We start from the raw sequence: 21,874 nt of genomic DNA, 5'->3' as shown, positions 1-21,874 counted from the left end.
CATGCTACGACAACCCACCATGGGCTTCCCCCAGATCAGCGGTATCGCCGCCCTCGGCTTCGCCGGGCTGATCGTCCTCAGCAACGTGATCGCGGTCCCCGCCGGCCTGCCGCTCACCGGCGCCGAGATCGGCGAGGTCACCGCGTTCTTCGGCGCGAAGGGCGGCATCGTCGGCATCTCCTCCGCGCTCACCCCCGCCGCCTGGGTGCTGGCCACGCTGTTCGGCGCGGGCGCGGTCTCCGCGCTGCGGCGGTCCGAGCACGACCGGGGCGAGGCCTGGTCGCTGCTCGGATTCACCGGCCTGGCCCTGCAGAACGCCGCCTTCGCCGGGATCATCGCGATCCGCCTCGCGCTCGCCCACGACAGCACGGCGAGCTCGGGGCTCTGGGGGTTGCACGGCGCGCTGTTCACCCTCAACGGCACCTTCCTGGCCCTCGCCATGCTCGGCCTGTCGATCGGCGGCCTGCGTGCCGGTCTCCTCCGGTCATGGCATGGCACCTGGGGGCTGGTGTCGGCCGCGCTGATGTTCGGCTCGGCCACCCTCGCCCCCTTGGTCATCGACCACGCCGGTCCGCTCGGCCTGCTCGGTCTGCTCGGCTGGCTGATGTGGGTGGTCTGGATCATCACGTACGGCATCACGCTGATCCGCCTCAACCGCGACCAGACGCGTTAGCGCCGCCGTACGGCCTGGACGGCGACATCTCGGGTGAGCGCGGCGGCGCTGTCGTAGGCCGAGGCGAACGCCGCGTCGCCGAGCAGGGCGCGGGCGCGTTCGGCGGGCCGCAGCAGATTGTCGAACCCGCTGAGGTCGGCGGTCCCGCGCAGCGCGGTGGCCAGGCCGAGCAGGTGGGCGGCCCGCGCGGGTTCGCCGTCGGCCAGCGCGAGCGCGGCGCACAGGTGTGCCGCGCCGGCCAGGGTCGGCATGTCCGCCGCGTCGGCGGCCAGCTCGATCGCGGTGTCGAGCAGCGGCCGGGCGCCGGCCACGTCGCCGTCGAGCAGGGCGGCCATCGCCCGGTAGCAGCCGGCCGACGCGCGGACCGCGGAGTAGGGGGTCGCGGCTTCCACCGCGTCGAGCTCACGCCGGGCCGCCGCCCGCTCGCCGCGTCTGAGCAGGACCTCGGCCCGCGCCAGCCGGACGTACTCGATGCCCTCCTGCTTACGCAGCCGCTCCACGAACTCCCAGGCCGCCTCCATGTCGGCCTGGGCCAGGTCGAGCTCGCCGAGCCGGGCGCGCGAGATCGCGAGGTAGGCCAGGATGGCGGCCTGATCTTCGAGGATGCCGAGCTCGCCGGCCAGGCGGAGCGCCTCCAGCCGCGCGTCGATCGAAGCGGCCAGGTCGCCTTGGCGGGCCTGGTGTTCGGCGAGCATCCGCAACGCCGAGGACAGGGCCCAGCGTTCGCCGAGGGCCCGCAGCCCTTGGCGGGCCTCCTCCAGGAGGGTGAAGGCCCGGGTGATGTCGCCCTCGCTCTCCGCCATGATCGACAGCATCAGCAGCGTCGTCGCCCGTTCCCAGCCGGTGAGCCGCGGCAGCATCCGTCCGGCGGCCCGCGCGGCCCCCGCCGGATCGCCCAGCCACACGGGCGCGAACAGCAGCAGGACCCGCCCGGACAGCTCGCCGTCCAGCCGGTCACGCAGCTCGATGCCGGTGTCGACCGCCTGCCGGGCCGCCTCGGCCGCGCCGAGCCCGTGGTGGGCGAACCCCTCCAGCACCAGCCGCACCGGGCGCTGCGCGTCGGGCACCTCGCCGGGCAGGTCCAGGATGCCGCGCGCCCAGTGCATGCCCTCGATGTTGCGGCCCTGCAAATACCAGAACCACCACAGGGCCGCCAGGAGCCGCACGCCCAGCTCCGCGTCCGCGGCCTCGGCCGCGTACCGCAGCGCGGCCAGGAGGTTGTCGTCTTCGGCCCGCAGCCGCGCCATCCAGTGGAGCTGGTCCGCCGCGCGCAGCTCGGCGTCGGCGGTTTCGGCGAGCCGGAGGAAGTGGCGGGCGTGCCGGTCGCGGACCGCCCGGTCGTGTCCGGCCTCGATCAGCCGCGCCATCCCGTACGACCGGACGGTCTCCTGCATGCGATAGCGCTCGCCGGAGAGCTCGACCAGGGACTTGTCCACCAGCGCGGTGAGGGCGTCGAGCACGTCGGCGGCCTCCGGCCCGCTCACCGCTTCGAGCGCGCCGAGCGTGGCGCCACCGGGGAAGGCGGCCAGGAGCATCGCGAGTTCGCGTTCGCGGCCGGACAGCAGATCCCAGCTCCAGTCCACGACGGCCTGCAGGGTCCGGTGCCGTGGCAGGGCCGTACGGCTGCCGCTGGTGAGCAGGCGGAAGCGGTCGTCGAGCTTGGCCGCGATCTGCTCGACGCTCAACGCGCGCATCCGCGCGGCGGCCAGCTCGATGGCCAGCGGCATCCCGTCGAGCCGTGCGCAGATCTCGATGACGGTGGCGAGGCTGCCCTCGTCCGGCACGAAGCCGGGACGGACCGAGAGCGCGCGCTCGATGAAGAGCCGTACGGACGGATAGGTCCGCGGATCGTGGACCGTGGCCGCCGGCCACTCCAGGGGCGGGATGGGGTAGAGGCTCTCGCCGCCGATGGCCAGGGACTCCCTGCTCGTGGCCAGGATGCGCAGGTCGGGGCAGGCGCCCAGCAGGCGGTCGGCCAGCACGGCGACGGCCGACACGACGTGCTCGCAGTTGTCCAGGACCAGCAGCACACGCCGGCCCTCCAGCGCCTCGGCCAGCCGGCCGGTCGCGTCACGGTGCGCCGCTGCGCCCTCGGACTCGAACCAGCCGGCGTCCCTGGCGCCGATCGCCGTGAGCACCGCGTGGGCGACGTCGAGCGGCTCGGTCACCGCTGCGAGCTCGACCAGCCAGACGCCGTCGGGCGCGAGCTCGGCGGAGCGGTCGGCGACCTCGGCGGCCAGCCGCGTCTTGCCCGCGCCGCCCGGCCCGACGACGGTGACCAGCCGACCGGCTTCCAGCGCCTTCGCGAGCTGCGCGAGCTCCTGCTCCCGGCCGACGAAACTGGTCACCTGGGCGCGCAGGTTGGTGCGCCGGGTCCGGCTGCGGGACTGCTGCCGCGGATCGTGGCGGAGGATCGCCAGGTGGAGCTCGGCCAGCTCCGCCGACGGATCGACCCCGAGCTCGTCGGCCAGCGTGCTCCGGGTCCGCTCGTAGGCGTCGAGCGCGTCCGCCTGCCGACCGGCCGCGTAGAGGGCGCGCATCAGCAGGCCCTGCAGGCGTTCGCGCAACGGGTGCGCGGCGGCCAGCGGCCGTAGCTCGCCCAGGATGTCGGTGCCTTCGGCCAGCTCCAGCTCCAGCCGCTCTTCCGTGGCCGACAACCGCAGCTCGGCCAGGCGTACCCCCGCGGGGGCGGCGAACGGCAGGTCGGCGAGATCCGCGAGCGCGGGCCCCCGCCACAGGCTTTCGGCCGCACGGAGCGCCGCGAGGCTGCCGGCGGTCGTCAGCCGCTCGAACCGGGTGACGTCGACGTCGTCGGGTTCGAGCGCCAGGCGGTAGCCGGGCGGTTGCGACTCGATCGCCGCGGCGCCGAGCAGCCGGCGGGAGCGGGAAACCAGGGACTGCAGGGCGTTGGCGCTGCCCGCCGGCGGCTCATCGCCCCAGATGGCCGCGGTGAGAACGTCGATCGGCACGACCCGGCCGGGTTCGAGCGCGAGCCTGGCCAGCAGTGCGCGCACCCTCGCGCCGGGGATCTCGACCGGCTGGTCTTCATCGTCGCGTATCTCGAACCGGCCGAGCAGCATCACACGCACGCCCCAAGCTTGCCACCCGGCGGACGGCGGCGGCGCCGATCATCGCGCGCGAGCCAGCCGGCGGCCGAGGCGCTGCATGGGCTGCTCCAGGAATCGGTAGGTCAGCCAGCTGCCCGGCAGGACCACGCCCATGACGAACAGGCCGATGCCGATCTGCATCGGCCAGGGCGACCAGCGCATTTCGCCCACCACCTGGATGACGAGGGTGAGGATCGGCAGGTGCGTCAGGTAGAGGGAGTAGCTGATCACTCCGAGCCAGGTGAGGACGTACGGCACGCGCCGCCTACGCCAGGCCATGCCACCGGCGAACGTCAAGGCCGCCAGGGCGATGGTCAGCGCCCACACCTGAGGCCGCACCCACCACCACCCGGCGTTGATCGCCCAGAAGGGGGACAGCGTCACCAGCGACGCGGCCAGGGCCACCGGCCACAGACCGCCCTGCCCACGCTCCCATCGATGGATCGCCGTGCCGATGAACATCACCGCGAGCATCGCGGCGCCGAACCACGGCACACGGCTGCTCAGCAGCAGCAACGCCAGCGCCATCATCCCCAGCGCGCAGCACGCGGCCGTCCGCATCCGGCCGGAGATCACACACACCAGCCCGACGGCGAACACCGCGAACGACACCCAGGCCAGCCACCCGCCGGCCAGCGGCGTGCTGGACAGCGCGAGGCCGGTGATGACGGCGGCCAGCCCGAACGCGACCGCCAGCAGCCCGCGACCACCACGGTTCCCGGTCACGAACAGAGCGGCCACCAGCAGGTAGAAGACCATCTCGTACGACAGCGTCCACATGGTGTTCACCACGGCACCGGCGCCGACCACGTCCATCAGCATGGTCGCGTGCGCGGCCACCGAAGAGGGATCCCGGGGCACCTCGGCGCGCACCGGTATCCACCACGACAGGGCCAGGACCAGGCCGACGACCGCGAGGTAGAGCGGGTACAGGCGGAAGAGGCGGCCGATCCAGAAGGCCCGCACGTCGCCGTGCCGCTCCAGCGAGATCGGGATGACGTACCCGCTGACCAGGAAGAACACCAGCACGCCGTACATGCCGAGGTTGAAGGAGATGGGCCGTAACCAGGGCATGGCCCAGGTCATCAGGTGCTCACCCACGACCGCGAGCGCGCCGATGCCCCGCAGCGCGTCCAGCCAGGCGAGTCTGGGCAGCGCCGGTTGAACGACTTGGGGGGCCTCTAGGTGAGAAGTCGTCATATGGTCCAACGTATCGAAACGGTGACTCTGCCAGACACACTTGTCTTCCCCTGGTGCTAGCTTTCGCCCATGGTCCTGGATGTGCTCTTCCTGCTCGGGGCGCTGGCCTTGATCCTGGCCAACGGGATCTTCGTCGCGGCGGAGTTCTCCCTGGTGACCGTCGAACGCGTACGGGTCCACCAGCTCGCGCAGGCCGGGGATCGGGGCGCGCAGGGGATCGAGGCCGCGGTGCGGCGGTTGTCGTTCCACCTGTCCGGGGCGCAGCTCGGCATCACCGTCACGTCCCTGCTGCTCGGCGTCGTGGCCGAGCCGGCCATCGCCGACCTGCTCGAACCGCTGCTGGACGACGTTCCGGCCGGTCGTGGCGCCGCCGTCGTCCTGGCGATCGTCATCTCCACGGTGGCGCAGATGGTCCTGGGCGAGCTGGTGCCCAAGAACGCCGCCCTGTCGAGGCCGATGGCCGTGGCCAGGCTGGCGACGCCGCCGCAGCGGGTGTTCTCCGCGGCGTTCGGACCGCTGATCAAGGTGTGCAACGCGGTGGCCAACGGCCTGGTCCGCCGTCTGGGGGCCGAGCCGCAGGAGGAGCTCGCCTCGGCCCGCTCCCCCGAGGAGCTGGGCCTGCTGGTGCGGCTCTCGGCCGAGGCCGGGGTGCTGCGGCCGAGCACGGCCGCCATGCTCCAGCGGGCGCTGCGCTTCGGCGGCAAGATCGCGGCCGAGGCGATGACCCCGCGTACGGATTGCGTGACCATAGCCGGATCCAGCAGCGTCGCCGAGTTCCTCAAGCTGGCCCGCCGCACCCGGCACCTGCGCATCCCGGTGGGCGGCGCGGAGCTGGACGACATCCTCGGCGTGGCCAGCGTCCCCCGCGCGTGCGCCGTGCCGGTGGCGGAGCGGGAACGGACACCGGTGACCGCGATCGCCAGGCCGGCGGTCACGGTGCCGGAGTCGGTGAACCTGGAGGTGGTTCAGGAACGGCTCAGCTCGACGGGTGTCGAGATGGCCGTGGTGATCGACGAGTACGGCGGCTTCGCCGGCATCGTCACCGTGGAAGACCTGGTGGAGGAGCTGATCGGCGACATCGCCGACGAGTACGACCTACCCGAGGAGGAGTCGGCGGAGCCCACGGCCGCGCTGCTCGCGCCGGGCGCCTCGATCAGCGCGCCGGCCGTGCTGCGGGCGGACGAGGTCGAGGAACGCACCGGGTTCCGCATGCCCGAAGGGCCTTACGAGACGCTCGCGGGCCTGGTCATGGCCCGGCTCGGCCGCATCCCCGATCCAGGCGACGAAGTCGACGTCGACGGGTGGACGCTCCGGGTGGAGTCCATGCGTAACCGGCGCATCGAGCAGATCACCCTCACCGCGCCGAGTCAGGACCTCTCATGACCATCACCGACGGCTTGGTCCTCGTGCTGCTCCTGGCCGTCAACGGGTTCTTCGTGGGCGCCGAGTTCGCCCTCATCTCCGCGCGCCGTACCCAGCTCGATCCGCAGGCGCAGGCGGGCTCGCGCCGGGCGCAGGCGGTGCTCGCCGCCATGAACACGATGCCCACGATGCTGGCGGCGGCCCAGCTCGGCGTGACGCTGGCCTCGCTCATGCTCGGCGCCTTCGGCGAACCGGTCGTGGCACGTGCCCTGGAGCCGCTCTTCGCGGCCGTGGGGCTGCCCGAGAAGATGGTGCATCCGGTCGCCTTCGCCCTGGCGCTGCTCCTGGTGGTCTCCGCGCACGTGATCATCGGTGAGATGGTGCCGAAGAACCTCGCGCTGTCCGGCCCGAACACGGCGGCGCTGTGGCTGGTGCCCGCCCTGTTCGTCCTCGCCCGAGCGATACGCCCGCTGCTCACCCTGATCAAGGCCATGTCGGATGTGGTGCTGCGGTTGCTGCGCATCCCGCCGACCGACGAGATCCGCACCGTCTACACCTCGGAGGAACTCCCGGTGCTGATCGAGGAGTCTCGCCAGCACAAACTGCTCCGCCAGGACGAGCGCGACCGGATGATCGCCACGCTCGCGTTGCACGCTCGCCCGGTCGCCACGGTCATGGTGCCGATCGACGAGGTGGTGAGCGTGCCCGCGACGATCGACAGCCTCGGGCTGCAGGAGTACGCGGGCCGCTACGGTCACTCCCGGTTCCCGGTGCACGGCGACAGCCCCGCCGAGCTGCGCGGCTACCTGCACGTCCTGGACGCGCTCAACGGGCACGGCTCGCGTCAGCCGCTGCCGATCCGCCCCCTGCCGCTGATCGGCGAGACGGCGACGCTCGCGGACGTCCTGGCGACCATGCGTAAGCGACGGGCCCAGCTCGCCGCCGTGACCGATGCCGGCGGGCAGATGCTCGGCGTGGTCACCCTGGACGACGTACTCAGCGGTATCGTCCGCCAACCTCCGAATTTGTGACAAACATACGAACAGACACAGTTTTGTGGGTGACAGCGGGATATATGGCCGGGAGACTGGGCTGGACACCACATAGGCGACAAAAGAGGAGAAGGTTTCGTGTCTGATGAACCCTCGCAATCCGATCCGGCACTGCCCTCCAAAATCGACGCCACCAAGCCGCATCAGGCTCGGGTGTGGAATTACTGGCTGGGCGGAAAGGACAACTACCCGGTAGACCGCGAGCACGCCGAACAACTGCGGCAGATCTACCCGGGCATGGAGGACATCGCCCGCCACGCACGCGCTTTCCTGGGACGCGCCGTCCGATACCTTGCCGAAGAGGCAGGTATCAGGCAATTCCTGGACATCGGCACTGGACTGCCGACCGTCGACAACACCCATGAGGTCGCCCAGCGCGTCGACCCGGCCTCCCGCGTCGTCTACGTCGACAACGATCCCCTGGTGCTGGTGCACGCCCAGGCGCTGCTGACCAGCGATCCCCGGGGCGCCTGCGACTACATCGAGGCCGACGTGCGCGACCCCGACACGATCCTCGACTACGCGGCCAAGACGCTGGACCTCACCCGGCCCACCGCGCTCATGCTCCTCGGCGTCATGGGCACGATCTTCGACGACGACCAGGCGCACGCCCTGACGCGGCGGCTGCTGGACGCGCTGCCGTCAGGCAGCTTCCTGGTGTTCGAGGACGGCACGAACACCATCAAACCCGATGCGGCCGCGGAAGCCGGACGGCTCCACGACGAAGAGCAGTCCTACTCCTACCGCCTGCGCACCCCCGACGAGATCGCCCACTTCTTCGACGGCCTCGAACTGGTGGATCCGGGCGTCGTCTCGGTCTCCCGCTGGCGGGTGGAAGCCGCCGTGTTCGGCGTCCCCGACGAGGTGGACGCCTTCTGCGCCGTGGCCCGCAAGCCGTAGGCCTACTCCTCGTCCGGTTTGCCGATGATCTGATCGAGGATCGCCCGGGTCGCGGCCGACGGCTGCGCGTGGATGCCCAGCTCGTCCATCAGATGGTGGTACGGGTGCACGTCGGATCGCCTGGTGAGGTACTGGGCGCTGGCGATCTGTTCGAGGTAGACCATGTCGTCGAGGTCGGCCTGGGCGAAGCGCAGGATGGTGATGGGGCCGACCCCGCCGATGTGACCGCAGTAGCTGAACGGCAGCACCTGGATGGTGACGCGGGGGCGGTCGGCCATCTCCTTGAGGTGCTCGAGTTGCGCGCGCATCGTGGCGGCGTCGCCGACCTGACGGCGCAGCGCCGCCTCATCCAGCACCACCCAGAGCGTGGGCGCCGTGGCCGCCTGGAGGAGCCGCTGGCGGCGCATCCGGAGCGCGACCCGGCGCTCGATCTCCTCCTGCGGGCTGTCCGGATCGCCACACGTGATCACCGCGCGGGCGTAGTCCTCCGTCTGGAGCAGGCCGGGGATGTACTGGACCTCGTACGTACGGATCATCGCCGCGTCCTGCTCCAGCCCGAGGTAGTCCTCGAACCAGTCGGGCACCACGTCGCGGTGGTCGTGCCACCAGCCGGGAGCGTTGGCCTGCCTGGTCAGCGAGAGCACGACCGCGCGCTCGGCCTCCTCGACCACGCCGTACAGGGTGAGCAGATCTTCCACGTCGCGCAGCTTGAAACTGGTCCGCCCGCATTCCAGGCGGCTGATTTTGGAATGCGAACTGCGGATCGCGTATCCCGCGGCGTCACGAGTGATACCCCGTGACTCCCGCAGCCGGCGCAGTTGCCTGCCCACCAATATCCGCAGCGCTGTCGGCCCGGACTGACGATACTCCAAACCGGAAATTTCGGTCAGATCATCAATCTCCCGAGCATTCGGCATATACGCTCCTAGATCGGCAAACTGTAGCAGTCTGACGCTTCAGACAATCCTGCCACGCTAGCCAGCTTTGCCGCCATGAGGCGGGTTAATAGCGGGAATACCAGGTCGCGACACCGGATTCGCGGCACACTCCCCAAGCCGCCGACGAGCGCTGTACGCCCCTTGCGACGGGACGGTCCGGAACGGGCGGCGCCACCCCGAACCCACGGCCAGCTCACGAACCTCCGCGACTACGGGGTTGCAGCTTGCCTTCATTCCACAGAGGAGATAACCTGCAACTGAACATAGAGGTTCCAAGATCCCGCAGGGAGGTTCGGAAAGATGCTGCTCACTTCGATCGACCCGTTCTTCCAGGAGTTCGAGCGCCAGTTCAACCGCCTGGCTCGGCAAGCCGCCGACCAGGGCGCCATCATGCCCATGGACGGGTTGCGCCGCGACGACGACGTGGTCCTCCGCTTCGATCTGCCGGGGATCGACCCCGACTCCATCGAGGTGACCGTCGACCGTGGCGTCCTGAGCGTCAGCGCCCGCCGCGAGGAGGAGATCGGCGAGGACGAGCGGCTGTTCGTCCGCGAACGTCCGATGGGCACCTTCACCCGCCGCGTCTACCTGTCCGAGCACCTGGACAGCGAAAAGATCGACGCCGGCTACGCCAACGGTGTCCTGACCCTCCGCATCCCCGTCCTCGACCGCGCCAAGCCGCGCAAGGTGGAGATCCACCGCAGCGACACCAAGGCCATCCGGGCGTGACGCGGCCATCCGAGGGGCGGGCCCCGAGCGCGTCTCGGACCCGCCCCTCGGACGAACCAGGAGACCCCCATGCCTGAGCTGCCCTTCGACGACGAGCACGCGCCGCTCTACTCCCTGGGCCAGGTGGCCGACATGCTGCAGGTCCAGCAGGCATACCTACGCCGGCTGGACCAGCACGACGTGCTCAGCCCGAGCCGCTCCACCGGCGGCCAGCGCCGCTACTCACGTCATGACATCCTGATCGTCCAGCACATCACGCGGATGGCGGACGAGGGCATGACACTCAAAGCCATCCGCCGCATCCTCGAACTCGAACGCGAGCTCGCCCGGCTGCGCGCCGAGCTCAAGCAAGCCCGCGCCGTCCTCACCGAACTGGGCCTGGCCTGACCTCCGCCGACGAGCTAACGCTGCTCCATCCCGTGCAGGCGGAGCAGGTTCTGGCCGAGGATCTTGCGTTTGGCCTGGTCGGTGAGTTGCGGGTAGCCGTAGCCGTCGCACAGGTCCTGCGGGATCTGGAAGTCCTTGAACGCCCGCAACGCCCACTGCGGATGGAAGATCGGCGCCTCCGACCCGTACACGATCTTGTCTTCGCCGCACCAGAACAGCAGCTTCCCGATGATCTCGGCGAACATCCTGGGCGCCCTGACCACGAAGTTGATCGTCGCCGCCAGCGAGGCGTACAGGTTGGGATAGCGGATGAGCTGCCAGCACGTCTCGTCGAGGAACGGCAGCCCGACGTGGAAGATGACGAAGTTGATGTCGGGGAAGTTGGCGGCGGCGCCGTCCATGTCCCAGGTCTGGGTGTGCTCGATCGGCTGCGGCCCGAGCGGGACGCCCTTGTGCACGCCGATCAGGTTCACCCCCAGGTCGCGGGCCTTCTCGAAGATGGGGAAGGCCACCCGTGGGTCGTCCATCCGCCACGGGTAGGGCGCTCCGTAGTCGTAGCGGACGTTGTACAGCTTGAAGGCGCGCGCGTTGTACTCACCGACCTGACGTTCCATCAGGTCGAGCGCCTTGCGGCCCTCCAGGGGGTTGACCGTGCCCCAGAACACCGTGCGCTCCGGGTCACGGGCGGCCAGCTCGGCGCACTCCGTCCAGGGCGACAACCCGTCGTGGTAGAGATCGGTCAGCGGTAACGGCATCGCGACCAGCATGTCCGTGTCCGACTCCTCGTACACCATGCGCCGGATGTCGCCGACCGTCCACTGACGCAGGAACTCCTCCGGCGACAGCTTGGTCTCCCCGTCGGGCGTGAGCGTGGTGTGGAAGGCGTAGAGGTGGTTGGAGAACATCTGGCCCGGTGTGCCGTACGCGTTCTTCGGCTCGAAGTTGAAGATGTGCGCCACGCTGTCGAACACGAAGACGTCGTCGATCATGTCAGCTCCACCCTCGCCCACCCGGCCGTCACCTCGACCGACCTGACCAGCCCCATCTCGACGACCGAGATGCCCTTCTCCCTGCAGCAGGGGTCATAGACCCCGGCCAGCGCCTGACTCGCCCACTGCGGTATGTCCGCCATGGCCACATCGTCCGTCCGACGCCCGGTCACGGGTAGACCGCCGGTTTTCAGATGGCGCACATTGGAAGCATGGCTGCCGCACCCAGCGACTTGATCCAGAGCGTCTCCCGCGCGCTACGCGTCCTGGAGGAGGTCGCGCGGGCAGACCGGCCGCTGACGGTCAAGGTCATCGCGCGCCGCTGCGGGCTGAACCTGTCGACGTCCTACCACCTGGTACGGACGCTGTGCTACGAGGGCTACCTGCACCGGCGGCAGGACGGCGACTACGTGCTCGGCACGAAGGTGGCCGAACGCTTCCACGAGATGCTCGGCGCCTTCGGCCGACCGCCGCGGGCCGGGGCCGTGCTGCGTCACCTGGCCGCGAGCACCGGCCACACCGCCTACCTGGCGCGGCTGTCCGCCGGGCGGGTGGTCGTGGTGGAGGTGGCCGAGGGGCCGTGGGCATCTCGGCGCGCGGGCTGGCCATCCCGGCTGCCGCGACCGCGGCGCTGCGCCTCGCCGCCGCCGATCTGGCGATAGCATTCGGGCCGGGAACGGAGCTCGCATGAGGGTCATCATCTTTGGCGCCACCGGCATGGTCGGGCAGGGCGTGCTACGGGAATGCCTGGTCGACGACCGGGTGGAGGCCGTTCTCACGGTCGGCCGCACCCCCACCGGCCGTACCCACGACAAGCTGCGCGAGATCACGCACGGCGACCTGCTCGACCTCACCCCGATCGAGGCAGACCTGTCCGGCTATGACGCGTGCTTCTTCTGCCTCGGCGTCTCCTCGGCGGGCATGAGCGAGAAGGACTACCGGCGCGTCACCTACGACTACACGCTGGCGGCAGGCGACACTCTCGCGCGGCTCAGCCCCGGCTCGACGTTCGTCTACGTGTCCGGGGTGGGCACCGACGAGCACGGCCGGGCGATGTGGGCCCGGGTCAAGGGCCAGACCGAGAACGCGCTGCTGGCACTGCCGCTTGAGGCGTTCATGTTCCGGCCCGGCTACATCCAGCCCATGCACGGCGTCACCTCGCGGACGACCTGGTATCGGCTGGCGTACGTGGCGATGGCGCCGCTCTATCCGGTGCTGCGGCGGCTCTTCCCCAAGGCGGTGACCACGACCGAGCAGATCGGCAGAGCCATGATCACCGTGGCCGAGCGCGGAGCGCCCCGGCGGGTGCTCGGACCACTGGAGATCAACGCCCTCTGACCGTACGGAATAATCCCGGGCCACCTGCTGCTTGGGCGGTTGTTGAACTTTCAATAGTAAGGGCGGTGAGCGATATGCAGTTCGGGATCTTCAGTGTGGGCGACGTGACCATGGACCCCACCACCGGCAGGACGCCGACGGAGCATGAGCGGATCAAGGCGATGGTGGCCATCGCGCTCAAGGCCGAGGAGGTGGGGCTGGACGTGTTCGCGACCGGCGAGCATCACAACCCGCCGTTCGTGCCGTCGTCGCCGACCACCATGCTCGGCTACATCGCGGCCAGGACCGAGCGGCTCACGCTGTCCACGGCCACGACGCTGATCACGACCAACGACCCGGTCAAGATCGCTGAGGACTTCGCGATGCTGCAGCACCTGGCCGACGGCCGGGTCGACCTGATGCTGGGCCGCGGCAACACCGGCCCCGTCTACCCGTGGTTCGGCCAGGACATCCGGCAGGGCATCCCGCTGGCCGTCGAGAACTACGCGCTGCTCCACCGGCTCTGGCGCGAGGACGTCGTCGACTGGGAGGGCCGATTCCGTACGCCGCTGCAGGGCTTCACCTCCACGCCGCGGCCGCTGAACGGGGTGCCGCCCTTCGTGTGGCACGGCTCGATCCGCAGCCCGGAGATCGCCGAGCAGGCCGCCTACTACGGTGACGGGTTCTTCGCCAACAACATCTTCTGGCCGAAGGACCACTTCATCCGGCTGATCACCCTCTACCGCCAGCGGTTCGCCCACTACGGTCACGGCACGCCCGAGCAGGCCATCGTGGGGCTCGGCGGCCAGGTGTTCATGCGGAAGAACTCGCAGGACGCGGTCCGCGAGTTCCGCCCGTACTTCGACAACGCGCCCGTGTACGGACACGGCCCGTCGCTGGAGGAGTTCGCCGAGGAGACGCCGCTCACGGTGGGCAGCCCGCAGCAGGTCATCGACAAGACGCTGACGTTCCGGGAGTCGTTCGGCGACTACCAGCGGCAGCTGTTCCTCATGGACCACGCGGGGTTGCCGCTGAAGACCGTCCTGGAGCAGCTCGACATCCTCGGGGAGGAGGTCGTGCCGGTGCTGCGCCGGGAGTTCGCCGCGAACCGGCCGGCCGACGTCCCCGACGGCCCCGTCCACACCACCCGAGTCGCTGAGGTGAGTTCATGAAGCTCGTCGTCGTCACGGCGGGTCTGACCCAGCCGTCCTCCACCCGCCTGCTCGCCGACCGCCTGACCGAGGCGACCGTGCGGCGGCTTGACGACCCCGCGCCCGAGGTGCGGGTGATCGAGCTGCGCGACCTGGCCGTGGACATCGCGAACAACTTCGTCACCGGCTTCCCCGGCGCCCGGCTGCGGGAGGCGATCGAGGCGCTGACGGAGGCCGACGGCCTGATCGCGGTCACCCCGGTCTTCAGCGCCTCCTACAGCGGCCTGTTCAAGTCGTTCTTCGACGTCCTGGACCCCGCCGCGCTGGCGGGCAAGCCGGTGCTCATCGCGGCGACCGGCGGGACGGCGCGGCACTCGCTGGCGTTGGAGCACGCGTTGCGCCCGCTGTTCGCGTACTTGCGGGCCGTGGTGGCGCCGACCGCCGTCTACGCGGCGTCGGAGGACTGGGGCGGCGGTGGTGACGACTTCACCGACGGCCTGGCGGAGCGGATCGACCGCGCCGCGGGCGAGCTGGCCGACCTGTCGCGCAACCGCACCCCGGCACGAGAGCCCGTGGAGCCGGTCGTCCCCTTCGAACAGCAACTCGCCGCGCTACGCCGGTAAGGGGCCCAAATTTCACAACATAGGCCCCATAAGATGACTCCTGTGAGTATGGTTCGTTAGGAATCTTTCCTAACGAAGAGCAGGAGATCACGTTGCTCCGAACCACTCTCGTCGCCATGGTCACCTTAGCCACCACTCTCGCGCTCACGGGCACCAGCCAGGCCGCGGTCGACCTCACCGATCCGCACAAGAAGGACATCGCCATGCAGCTGGTGTCCAGTGCCGAGAACTCCTCGCTCGACTGGAAGGCCCAGTACGGCTACATCGAGGACATCGACGACGGCCGCGGCTACACGGCCGGGATCATCGGCTTCTGCTCCGGCACCAGCGACATGCTCGCGCTCGTCGAGCTCTACGCCGCCCGCAAGCCCGGCAATGTCCTGGCCAAATACCTGCCCGCGCTCCGCAAGGTCAACGGCACCGACTCGCACACGGGCCTCGACCCGAACTTCACCAAGGACTGGAAGACCGCCGCCAAGGACACCGTCTTCCAGACGGCGCAGAACGACGAGCGCGACCGCGTGTACTTCAACCCGTCGGTCAAGCAGGCCAAGACGGACGGCCTGCGGGCGCTGGGCCAGTTCATCTACTACGACGCGATCGTCATGCACGGCCCCGGCAGCGACAAGCTCAGCTTCGGCGGCATCAGGAAGACCGCGATGTCCAAGGCCAAGACCCCCGCGCAGGGCGGCAACGAGACGACGTACCTCAACGCGTTCCTGGACGCCCGCAAGGCCGCGATGAAGGCCGAGGAGGCGCACGAGGACACCACCCGCGTCGACACCGAGCAGCGCGTCTTCCTCAAGAACGGCAACCTCGACCTGAACCCGCCGCTGACCTGGAAGGTGTACGGCGACAGCTACACGATCAAGTCCTGATAGACGGACGACCGGCGCCTCTGCCACGCTCTGACCATGACCCACGCTGGCACGGTCTTATTGACAGGGGCGACGGGTGGCATCGGCTCGGCCATCGCCAAGGCGCTCCTGGACGCGGGCTACCGGGTCTTGGCCGTGGTCCGCGACCCCGCCCACCTGGGCGCCCTCGACGAGCACTGCGGGGTGGACGACGTCACCGGGCCGGGCGGGCGCGTGCACAAGGCCATCGGCTCGGGCCTGCCCGGCGCGGTGGGCGAGGTCGCCGGTCTGGGGGAGATCACCCCGATGGCGGCGAACCTCCCGTGGCCGGACATGATGACCCCGGCCGCTCCGTCCGCCGACGCCACCCTCACCGGTGTCGCCCCCGCAGGTGTCACCATCGTCGTGGCGGACCTGGCCCGGCCGGAGGCACTGGCCGCGGCGTTACCGGTGATCGGGGAGCTGGACGCGTTCGTGCACTGCGCGGGGATCGCCGAGGTCGTGGCCACCGCCGACAGCTCGGTGGAACTGTGGCGCGACACGTTCAACGTCAACGTCGCCTCGGCCGCCGAGCTCCTGCGCCTCCTCCTGCCCGCCCTGCGCACGCGCCGGGGCCGGGTGGTCCTCATCAACGCCGCACCCGGCCTGAGCCCCCGCGGCTGGCCCGCCTACGCGGCCAGCAAGGCGGCCCTGCGCGAGCTGGGCGACGCCGTACGGGACGAGGAACACCGGCACGGCATCCGGGTCACCACGATCTACCCAGGCGGCACGGCAACCGAGCTGCTGCGCAAAGTCCGGGCCGAGTTCGGCTCGCCGTACGACCCCGACCAGTGCCTGCGCCCGTCCACGATCGCCTCGCTGGTCCTGACCGCCCTCACCACCTCACCGGACGCCCACCTCACCGAACTCTCCGTCGGCTCGGCCGGCTGACCGGCGACCACAGGCGCCTGCGGGGCGTACGAGCCGTCCACCGCCTCAACCGGCGGCCCCATGCGGCCCATCCGCTACTTCGACCGACAGACCGGGCGGGAGGCCTGTCACCTCGGCCCTGCCGGAGCGGTCGATCGACACCGTGACGTCGGCGCCCGCCACTCGCAGGCCCCGCACCGTGACCGCGCCGAGCGGGGCTCCAGCGAGTGGGCGCAGGAGCACCTTGCCGCCGGGTACGTCCGGATACAGGCCCACAGCCGCGTGCAGCAGTGTCACGGCGGCGGCGGCCGACCACGCCTGGGGGCGGCAGGCCGCCGGGTAGGCCACCGGGCGGCCGACCGTGTCCCGGTCGTCGCCCGCGTGGAGTTCGGGCAGGCGGTAGTCGAAGCCCTCCGCCGCCGCCAGCAGGCCCTGCCCCAGGTCCGCCGCCAGCCGCCCATGACCGGTCCTGGCCAGGCCGGCGAGAACGATGGCGGTGTCGTGCGACCAGACGGACCCGCAGTGGTAGGACAGCGGGCTGAACGCGCCGTCATCGGCCGACATCGTCCGGAGCCCGAAGGCGCCGGACATCGCCGGGGCGCCGAGCAGCTCCGCCACTCTCGCCTCCTCCCCCTCCGACAGCAGCCCTGTGCCGAGCAGATGGCCGATGTTGCTGGTCAGCGAGTCGACCGGCCGCTTGTCGCGATCGAGCGCCAGCGCGGGATAGCCGCCCTCGCGACTGGCGACCGACGCGGACTGACCGCTCCCCCTGTCTGTGGCCGACGCGGGGTGGCCAACCCAGAAACGGGCGCGGAAGCGGTCGGCCATCGTGCCCGCGTAGTCCAGCCACCGCTCGGCCCCCGGGCGGCCGAACGCCGTCAGCAGGGCGGCCCCCTGGTGGGCGGCGGCGCAGGCGTACCCCTGGACCTCCGACAGCGCGATGGGCGGTTCGGCCTGGCGGCCGTCGTGGAAGCGGACGGCGTCGCCCGAGTCTTTCCACCCCTGGTTGGCCAGGCCGTGGCCGGTCAGGTCGATGTACTCCAGGAAGCCGTCCCCATCCGGGTCCGCGTGGTCGCCGAGCCAGCCGAGCGCCGCCTCCAGGGCCGGGAGCAGGGGTTCGACCTGGTCGGCGGGCATGCCCCAGCGCCAGGCGTCGTACAGCAGGCCGATCCAGAGCGGGGTGGCGTCGATGGTGCCGTAGTAGGCGGCGGGCAGCCGCAGCCCGCCGCCGCTGTGCTCGTGGCGGCGCAGCTCGTGCATGATCTTGCCGGGCGCCTCGCCGGTGGCCGGGTCGACGTGGGTGCCCTGCCGTCTGGCCAGCACGCGGAGGGTGCTGGCCGCCAGGTCGGTGCCCAGAGGCAGCAGCATTCTGGCGGCCCAGAGGCTGTCGCGCCCGAACAACGTCAGGAACCACGGCACCCCCGCCCCCAGGAACGTGTCCCCGGGCTCCCCGGGCTCGGCCAGCCTGAGGGAGCGCAGGTCTTCGAGCGAGCGCGCCGCCAGCCGGACGAGCCGGGTGTCGTCGGCCGTCACCTCGGGGACGCTCCACTCCAGCGGCTTGGCCGGCGCGGTGACCACCGCGTCCGGGTCGTCGATCACGGCGGCCCACCGCAGCGTGACGCGCTCACCGGGCGCGAGCGAGATCTCCCACCGCAGCCGCCCGCCCGAAGAGCCACCTCCTTGGTACGGATTGCCGTCGAAGGAGCCTTGACCTGCAGGCGAGCCTCCGTCTTCCAGCGGGCCGGGATGCGGCTCCACCGTCGCGTTCTCGCCGGTCACCCGCACCCGGATGCGGCCGGATCGCCACTCCAGGGACCCACCGCCGGCGGACGGGACGAGCGAGGCAGGGGCCGGAGCGGCGGTGCCGCCGGACTTCACCAGCTCGATCGGGGCGAAGTCGCAGCTCAGGTCCACTGTGACGGTGGCCGTCACGGGTCGGGTCGCGGTGGAGGCGATCTCGATGAGCTCCGCCATCCGTCCGGGGGCGACCTCGCGAGTACGGTCGACGCGGACCGTGGGGTCCGCGATCGGATCGCCCAGCCGGCGGACCAGCGACACGAATCTGGTCCGGCCCGCGGCCTGCGCGGCATGCCCCACGGCCTCCGGCTCCCAGCCGTCCACGGCCAGCGTGACCTGGGACAATGCCCGCGCGTCCGCATGGAACAGACCCTGCACCCCGGCTGCCCTGATCTGCCCGTCGGTGCCGCTCAGCGCGGTCGTCGGTGCCAGGACCGTGCTGACGAGGTCGTGCAGCAACGGCTGCAGGCGGTGCGTGGCTTGGTCGAGCACAAGCGGCCCCCAAATCTTGACAGGCGAATCGTCCAAGGGAGATAGTGCGTAACACTCCGTTTACTTGAACGATCCAATCCTGCCATACGGCGATTTGAACGTTCAAACCATTAGAAAGCGACACGATGCCCGAAAAGGTGACGATCGCCGACGTCGCACGGCGGGCCAGCGTCTCCCGGCAGACCGTCTCGAACGTGCTGAACTCCCCCGACCTCGTCCGCGAAGAGACCCGCGAGCGCGTACGGCAGGCGGTCGAAGAGCTCGGCTACCGGGTGAACCAGGCCGCGCGGCGCATGCGGACCGGCCGGTCGCGGCTGCTGGCCGTCCGGATCGAGCAGACGCAGGATGGCATGAACGTGTTCGACCGGTTCCTGCACGGGCTGAGCGGCTCGGCGGCCAAGGCGGGATATCGGGTGATCCTTTACACGGCCGACGACGACCGGTCGGAGATCGCCACATTCGACGACCTGCTGGGGGCGTACGAACCGGATGCGTTCGTGCTGACCGGCACGCATTACGGCGATGTGCGTACCTCGTGGCTGGCCGAGCGGGAGCTGGCGTTCGTCACGTTCGGGCGGCCGTGGGGCATGCCCGAGGGCGGCGCCCATCCGTGGGTGGACGTGGACGGCGCGGCGGGGACGGCCGCCGCCACCCGGCACCTGCTCGGCGCGGGTCACCGGCGGATCGGGTTCATCGGCTGGCCCGAGGGCTCCGGCGTCGGCGACGACCGCAGGAGCGGCTGGGCTCGGGCGCTCGAAGACGCGGGCCTGAGGCCGCGTACATCGACCGCGAAAGACGCGAAGGACGAAGAGAGCGGCGAGGCGGGCGCACTGGAGCGGCGGACCGATGGGTCGGCGGCCGAGGGTGAGGCGGCGGCGCGGGAGTTGATCGCCGCCGGCGCCACCGCCCTGGTGTGCGTGAGCGACTCCGTCGCCCTGGGGGCGTTGCAGGCCGGGCCGGTGCCCGTGATCGGGTTCGACGACACGCCCGTGGCGGCCGCGATCGGCCTGACCAGCCTCAGCCAGCCGTTGTCGGACGCCGCCGCGCGCTGCGTCGGCGTCCTGACCCGGCTCCTCGAAGACGACAGCCCGGACAAGCCGGATCACGTCCTGCTTGAGCCCTCCCTGGTCATCCGGCGTACAGCGTGAAAGGAAACGCGATGAAACACCTCCCCCTGGCGGCGCTGGGCGTACTGGCGCTGGCCGCGACCGCGTGCGGCAGCGGCTTCGAGGACAAGCCGGCGGCCGCGCCGCAGAGCAGCGGCCCCGTCTCGCTGCGGATCCTCATCGCCTCCTCCGGCGACCCGGAGACGGCCGCGGTCAAGCAGGCCGCGGACGCGTGGGCGAAGGCGAGCGGCAACCAGGCCACGGTCACCCCGGCGCAGGACATCCACCAGCAGCTCGGCCAGGCGTTCGCGGGCGGCACCCCGCCCGACGTCTTCTACGTGGACGCCTCGCGGTTCGCCGACTACGCCAGCGTCGGCGCGCTGGAGCCGTACGGGGACAAGATCTCGAACCCGGACGACTTCTACCCGAGCCTGCGCACCACGTTCACCCGGGACGGCAAGTTCTACTGCGCGCCGAAGGACTTCTCCACGCTGGCACTGATCGTCAACGACGGACTGTGGAAGAAGGCGGGCCTGGCGGCGGCCGACGTGCCGACCACCTGGGAACAGCTCACCGCGGTGGCCGGCAAGCTCAAGGCCAAGGGCATCACCCCGCTGGCGATCGGCGACACCCGCGACCGGATCGGCGCGTTCATGGTGCAGGCGGGCGGCTGGATCACCAGCGCCGACGGCAAGCAGGCCACCGGCGACAGCCCGGAGAACCTCAAGGCCCTGGAGTACGTCAAGACGCTGCTCAAGGACAAGCTGGCCGAATACCCCAAGCAGCTCGGCGCGTCGTGGCCCGGTGAGGCGTTCGGCAAGGGCAAGGCCGCGATGACGATCGAGGGCAACTGGATCAAGGGCGCGCTGAAGGCCGACTACCCGGACATCCAGTACACCGCCCACCCGCTGCCCGCCGGGGCCAAGCAGGGCACGCTGTCGTTCACGAACTGCTGGGGCATCGCGGCCAAGAGCGCGAGCAAGACGGCGGCGATCGCCTTCGTCGAGGCGATGACCAAGGCCGACCAGCAGCTCACCTTCGCCAAGGCGTTCGGGGTGATGCCGTCGCGGCAGTCGGCCAAGGACGCCTACGTCAAGGAGTTCCCCACGGACACGGCGTTCGTGGACGGCGCCGGCTACGCCCAGGGCCCGGTGAACGCCGCCAAGATGGACAGCGTCCTGTCCGACTTCGACGCCGGCCTCCAGCAGCTCACCACGCAGGACCCGAAGGCACTGCTGGCCAGGCTGCAGAAGAACACGCAGTCCGCGCTGGGTGAATGATGCGCCGCAACCGGCTCAGGGATGACCTGACGGGGTGGCTGTTCGTCGCGCCGGTCGTGGTGATCCTCGGGGTGTTCCTGCTGCTGCCGATCCTGATGGCGATGTGGGTCAGCCTCACCTCGTGGAACGGCCAGGGCAGCCCGTTCACGAGCGGCGTGCCGTTCGTCGGGCTGGACAACTACAGCCGGCTGTTCACCCGCGACGACCTGGCCCGCGAGAACTTCATGATCAGCATCAGGAACAACGCCTACTACGTGGCGATCGTCGTACCGCTGCAGACGGCGCTGGCGCTCGGCCTGGCCCTGATCGTGAACAGCCGCCTGCTCAAGGGCAAGTCGTTCTTCCGGAGCGCGTTCTACTTCCCGTCGGTCACCAGTTCGGTGGCGATCAGCGTGGTGTTCCTGTTCATCTTCAGCAACTCGGGGGCGCTCACGCAGTTGCTCGGCTTCTTCGGCATCCAGGGGCCGCAGTGGTTCTCCGACGCCAGAGGGGTCATCCACCTGCTGCTCGGCATGGACACGCCGCCTGCGGCGCTCGCCGGGGCGGGGCCGTTCGGTCTTTCGTGGTGGGAGTGGCTGTCGGGGCCGAGCGTGGCGATGTGCGCGATCATCGCGCTGGTCGTGTGGACGACGTCGGGGACGTTCATGCTGATGTTCCTGGCGGCGTTGCAGGACATCCCGGTGACGCTGGAGGAGGCGGCCGTGCTCGACGGGGCCGGGCGGTGGCAGCGGTTCCGGTACGTGACGCTGCCGATGCTCAAACCGACGATGTTCCTGGTGCTGACGCTCGGGCTGATCGGGACCTGGCAGGTGTTCGACCAGATCTACGTCATGAGCCAGGGTGCTCCGGCCAAGACGACGCTGACCCCGGCGTTCCTGTCGTACCGGACGGCGTTCCGGGACTTCGACTATGGGGCGGGGACGGCGATCTCGTTCGTGCTGTTCCTCATCATCGTGCTGCTGACGCTGTTCCAGCGCCGGGTGATGCGCGAGAGGAGGGGCTGAG

21 protein-coding genes are annotated in these 21,874 nt (G+C 70.4%); 15 read left to right on the top strand and 6 right to left on the bottom strand.

The features are described from left to right. Position 1 precedes the first annotated feature (1 nt). Positions 2 to 673, top strand: coding sequence for a hypothetical protein (locus ACGFNP_RS30980; protein ID WP_358325566.1), 672 nt, complete (start codon positions 2 to 4; stop codon positions 671 to 673). Here the strand turns inward: ACGFNP_RS30980 and ACGFNP_RS30975 are convergent. Both ACGFNP_RS30975 and ACGFNP_RS30970 read right to left on the bottom strand, forming a co-directional pair. Beyond that, entirely contained in the window at positions 670 to 3,753 is a 3,084-nt protein-coding gene (locus tag ACGFNP_RS30975) for a BTAD domain-containing putative transcriptional regulator (protein ID WP_393325097.1), read from the bottom strand. The genes ACGFNP_RS30980 and ACGFNP_RS30975 overlap by 4 nt on opposite strands. A gap of 48 nt (positions 3,754 to 3,801) precedes the next feature. Continuing rightward, the gene (locus ACGFNP_RS30970) at positions 3,802 to 4,980 is read right to left on the bottom strand and encodes an acyltransferase family protein (RefSeq protein WP_393324900.1); all 1,179 of its coding nucleotides are present in this window, start codon (positions 4,978 to 4,980) and stop codon (positions 3,802 to 3,804) included. A gap of 69 nt (positions 4,981 to 5,049) precedes the next feature. On the opposite strand from ACGFNP_RS30970, the gene ACGFNP_RS30965 reads away from it, so the two are divergent. The 3 genes from ACGFNP_RS30965 to ACGFNP_RS30955 all read left to right on the top strand — a co-directional run bounded on the left by ACGFNP_RS30965 (position 5,050) and on the right by ACGFNP_RS30955 (position 8,294). Further along, entirely contained in the window at positions 5,050 to 6,363 is a 1,314-nt protein-coding gene (locus ACGFNP_RS30965) for a hemolysin family protein (RefSeq protein ID WP_393324898.1), read from the top strand. Continuing rightward, positions 6,360 to 7,373 carry a hemolysin family protein gene (locus tag ACGFNP_RS30960; RefSeq protein WP_358325557.1) on the top strand — a complete coding sequence of 338 codons (1,014 nt, stop codon included), beginning with the start codon at positions 6,360 to 6,362 and terminating at the stop codon, positions 7,371 to 7,373. Before ACGFNP_RS30965 ends, ACGFNP_RS30960 begins: the two co-directional genes overlap by 4 nt. Before the next feature lie 99 nt (positions 7,374 to 7,472). Continuing rightward, the gene (locus ACGFNP_RS30955) at positions 7,473 to 8,294 is read left to right on the top strand and encodes an SAM-dependent methyltransferase (RefSeq protein WP_358325554.1); all 822 of its coding nucleotides are present in this window, start codon (positions 7,473 to 7,475) and stop codon (positions 8,292 to 8,294) included. A gap of 2 nt (positions 8,295 to 8,296) precedes the next feature. On the opposite strand, the gene ACGFNP_RS30950 is transcribed toward ACGFNP_RS30955, so the two are convergent. Then, on the bottom strand, positions 8,297 to 9,211 hold the full coding sequence (locus ACGFNP_RS30950) for a helix-turn-helix transcriptional regulator (RefSeq protein WP_358325550.1): 915 nt from the start codon (positions 9,209 to 9,211) through the stop codon (positions 8,297 to 8,299). A 321-nt stretch (positions 9,212 to 9,532) separates the two neighbouring features. Here ACGFNP_RS30950 and ACGFNP_RS30945 point away from each other — a divergent pair, with 321 nt between their 5' ends. Together ACGFNP_RS30945 and ACGFNP_RS30940 are read left to right on the top strand one after the other, a co-directional pair. Beyond that, positions 9,533 to 9,961, top strand: a complete 429-nt coding sequence (locus ACGFNP_RS30945; RefSeq protein ID WP_358325547.1) for an Hsp20/alpha crystallin family protein — start codon at positions 9,533 to 9,535, stop codon at positions 9,959 to 9,961. 69 nt (positions 9,962 to 10,030) lie between these two features. Further along, complete coding sequence (locus ACGFNP_RS30940; RefSeq protein ID WP_358325544.1) at positions 10,031 to 10,348, top strand: MerR family transcriptional regulator; 318 nt, start codon at positions 10,031 to 10,033, stop codon at positions 10,346 to 10,348. A gap of 14 nt (positions 10,349 to 10,362) precedes the next feature. On the opposite strand, the gene ACGFNP_RS30935 is transcribed toward ACGFNP_RS30940, so the two are convergent. After that, positions 10,363 to 11,337, bottom strand: coding sequence for an amidohydrolase family protein (locus ACGFNP_RS30935; RefSeq protein WP_393324895.1), 975 nt, complete (start codon positions 11,335 to 11,337; stop codon positions 10,363 to 10,365). Next, positions 11,334 to 11,480, bottom strand: a complete 147-nt coding sequence (locus ACGFNP_RS30930; RefSeq protein ID WP_393324893.1) for a hypothetical protein — start codon at positions 11,478 to 11,480, stop codon at positions 11,334 to 11,336. The genes ACGFNP_RS30935 and ACGFNP_RS30930 overlap by 4 nt, the downstream gene beginning before the upstream one ends. Before the next feature lie 69 nt (positions 11,481 to 11,549). Here ACGFNP_RS30930 and ACGFNP_RS30925 point away from each other — a divergent pair, with 69 nt between their 5' ends. The 6 genes from ACGFNP_RS30925 (at position 11,550) to ACGFNP_RS30900 (ending at position 16,215) form a co-directional block, all read left to right on the top strand. Beyond that, positions 11,550 to 11,999: a helix-turn-helix domain-containing protein gene (locus tag ACGFNP_RS30925; protein WP_393324891.1), complete on the top strand. Its 450-nt coding sequence runs from the start codon at positions 11,550 to 11,552 to the stop codon at positions 11,997 to 11,999. 25 nt (positions 12,000 to 12,024) lie between these two features. Next, complete coding sequence (locus ACGFNP_RS30920; protein ID WP_393324889.1) at positions 12,025 to 12,675, top strand: NAD-dependent epimerase/dehydratase family protein; 651 nt, start codon at positions 12,025 to 12,027, stop codon at positions 12,673 to 12,675. Positions 12,676 to 12,749: 74 nt separating this feature from the next. Beyond that, positions 12,750 to 13,826 carry an LLM class flavin-dependent oxidoreductase gene (locus tag ACGFNP_RS30915; protein ID WP_358326028.1) on the top strand — a complete coding sequence of 359 codons (1,077 nt, stop codon included), beginning with the start codon at positions 12,750 to 12,752 and terminating at the stop codon, positions 13,824 to 13,826. Continuing rightward, positions 13,823 to 14,428: an FMN reductase gene (locus ACGFNP_RS30910; RefSeq protein WP_358325530.1), complete on the top strand. Its 606-nt coding sequence runs from the start codon at positions 13,823 to 13,825 to the stop codon at positions 14,426 to 14,428. The genes ACGFNP_RS30915 and ACGFNP_RS30910 overlap by 4 nt, the downstream gene beginning before the upstream one ends. 92 nt (positions 14,429 to 14,520) lie before the next feature. Further along, the gene (locus tag ACGFNP_RS30905) at positions 14,521 to 15,306 is read left to right on the top strand and encodes a chitosanase (protein WP_358325527.1); all 786 of its coding nucleotides are present in this window, start codon (positions 14,521 to 14,523) and stop codon (positions 15,304 to 15,306) included. Between the two features lie 36 nt (positions 15,307 to 15,342). Next, positions 15,343 to 16,215: an SDR family NAD(P)-dependent oxidoreductase gene (locus ACGFNP_RS30900; RefSeq protein ID WP_358325524.1), complete on the top strand. Its 873-nt coding sequence runs from the start codon at positions 15,343 to 15,345 to the stop codon at positions 16,213 to 16,215. Between the two features lie 45 nt (positions 16,216 to 16,260). Here the strand turns inward: ACGFNP_RS30900 and ACGFNP_RS30895 are convergent, their stop codons facing one another. Further along, positions 16,261 to 18,483 (bottom strand): glycogen debranching N-terminal domain-containing protein, encoded by a 2,223-nt coding sequence (locus ACGFNP_RS30895; protein WP_358325521.1) that lies wholly within the window; start codon positions 18,481 to 18,483, stop codon positions 16,261 to 16,263. A 125-nt stretch (positions 18,484 to 18,608) separates the two neighbouring features. Here ACGFNP_RS30895 and ACGFNP_RS30890 point away from each other — a divergent pair, with 125 nt between their 5' ends. From ACGFNP_RS30890 to ACGFNP_RS30880, 3 genes are read left to right on the top strand one after another with little or no spacing between them, the layout of a single operon-like run. Then, entirely contained in the window at positions 18,609 to 19,631 is a 1,023-nt protein-coding gene (locus ACGFNP_RS30890; RefSeq protein ID WP_393324886.1) for a LacI family DNA-binding transcriptional regulator, read from the top strand. Between the two features lie 11 nt (positions 19,632 to 19,642). Beyond that, a complete protein-coding gene (locus ACGFNP_RS30885; protein WP_393324884.1) occupies positions 19,643 to 20,869 on the top strand; it encodes an extracellular solute-binding protein in 1,227 nt (408 codons plus the stop codon). Continuing rightward, on the top strand, positions 20,866 to 21,873 hold the full coding sequence (locus ACGFNP_RS30880) for a carbohydrate ABC transporter permease (protein WP_393324882.1): 1,008 nt from the start codon (positions 20,866 to 20,868) through the stop codon (positions 21,871 to 21,873). Before ACGFNP_RS30885 ends, ACGFNP_RS30880 begins: the two co-directional genes overlap by 4 nt. The last annotated feature ends 1 nt before the right edge of the window (position 21,874 follow it).

The sequence above is a fragment of the Nonomuraea sp. NPDC049269 genome (assembly GCF_043197155.1).
Lineage (GTDB): Bacteria > Actinomycetota > Actinomycetes > Streptosporangiales > Streptosporangiaceae > Nonomuraea.
Note: the sequence above shows the minus strand (reverse complement) of the source record. Positions and strands in the feature narration are given on the sequence as shown.

Coding starts and splice junctions, on each gene's coding strand:
- ACGFNP_RS30980 (WP_358325566.1), top strand. CDS start 2: ATGCTACGACAACCCACCATGGGCTTCCCCCAGATCAGCGGTATCGCC.
- ACGFNP_RS30975 (WP_393325097.1), bottom strand. CDS start 3,753: ATGCTGCTCGGCCGGTTCGAGATACGCGACGATGAAGACCAGCCGGTC.
- ACGFNP_RS30970 (WP_393324900.1), bottom strand. CDS start 4,980: ATGACGACTTCTCACCTAGAGGCCCCCCAAGTCGTTCAACCGGCGCTG.
- ACGFNP_RS30965 (WP_393324898.1), top strand. CDS start 5,050: ATGGTCCTGGATGTGCTCTTCCTGCTCGGGGCGCTGGCCTTGATCCTG.
- ACGFNP_RS30960 (WP_358325557.1), top strand. CDS start 6,360: ATGACCATCACCGACGGCTTGGTCCTCGTGCTGCTCCTGGCCGTCAAC.
- ACGFNP_RS30950 (WP_358325550.1), bottom strand. CDS start 9,211: ATGCCGAATGCTCGGGAGATTGATGATCTGACCGAAATTTCCGGTTTG.
- ACGFNP_RS30945 (WP_358325547.1), top strand. CDS start 9,533: ATGCTGCTCACTTCGATCGACCCGTTCTTCCAGGAGTTCGAGCGCCAG.
- ACGFNP_RS30940 (WP_358325544.1), top strand. CDS start 10,031: ATGCCTGAGCTGCCCTTCGACGACGAGCACGCGCCGCTCTACTCCCTG.
- ACGFNP_RS30935 (WP_393324895.1), bottom strand. CDS start 11,337: ATGATCGACGACGTCTTCGTGTTCGACAGCGTGGCGCACATCTTCAAC.
- ACGFNP_RS30930 (WP_393324893.1), bottom strand. CDS start 11,480: ATGGCGGACATACCGCAGTGGGCGAGTCAGGCGCTGGCCGGGGTCTAT.
- ACGFNP_RS30925 (WP_393324891.1), top strand. CDS start 11,550: ATGGCTGCCGCACCCAGCGACTTGATCCAGAGCGTCTCCCGCGCGCTA.
- ACGFNP_RS30920 (WP_393324889.1), top strand. CDS start 12,025: ATGAGGGTCATCATCTTTGGCGCCACCGGCATGGTCGGGCAGGGCGTG.
- ACGFNP_RS30915 (WP_358326028.1), top strand. CDS start 12,750: ATGCAGTTCGGGATCTTCAGTGTGGGCGACGTGACCATGGACCCCACC.
- ACGFNP_RS30910 (WP_358325530.1), top strand. CDS start 13,823: ATGAAGCTCGTCGTCGTCACGGCGGGTCTGACCCAGCCGTCCTCCACC.
- ACGFNP_RS30900 (WP_358325524.1), top strand. CDS start 15,343: ATGACCCACGCTGGCACGGTCTTATTGACAGGGGCGACGGGTGGCATC.
- ACGFNP_RS30890 (WP_393324886.1), top strand. CDS start 18,609: ATGCCCGAAAAGGTGACGATCGCCGACGTCGCACGGCGGGCCAGCGTC.
- ACGFNP_RS30885 (WP_393324884.1), top strand. CDS start 19,643: ATGAAACACCTCCCCCTGGCGGCGCTGGGCGTACTGGCGCTGGCCGCG.
- ACGFNP_RS30880 (WP_393324882.1), top strand. CDS start 20,866: ATGATGCGCCGCAACCGGCTCAGGGATGACCTGACGGGGTGGCTGTTC.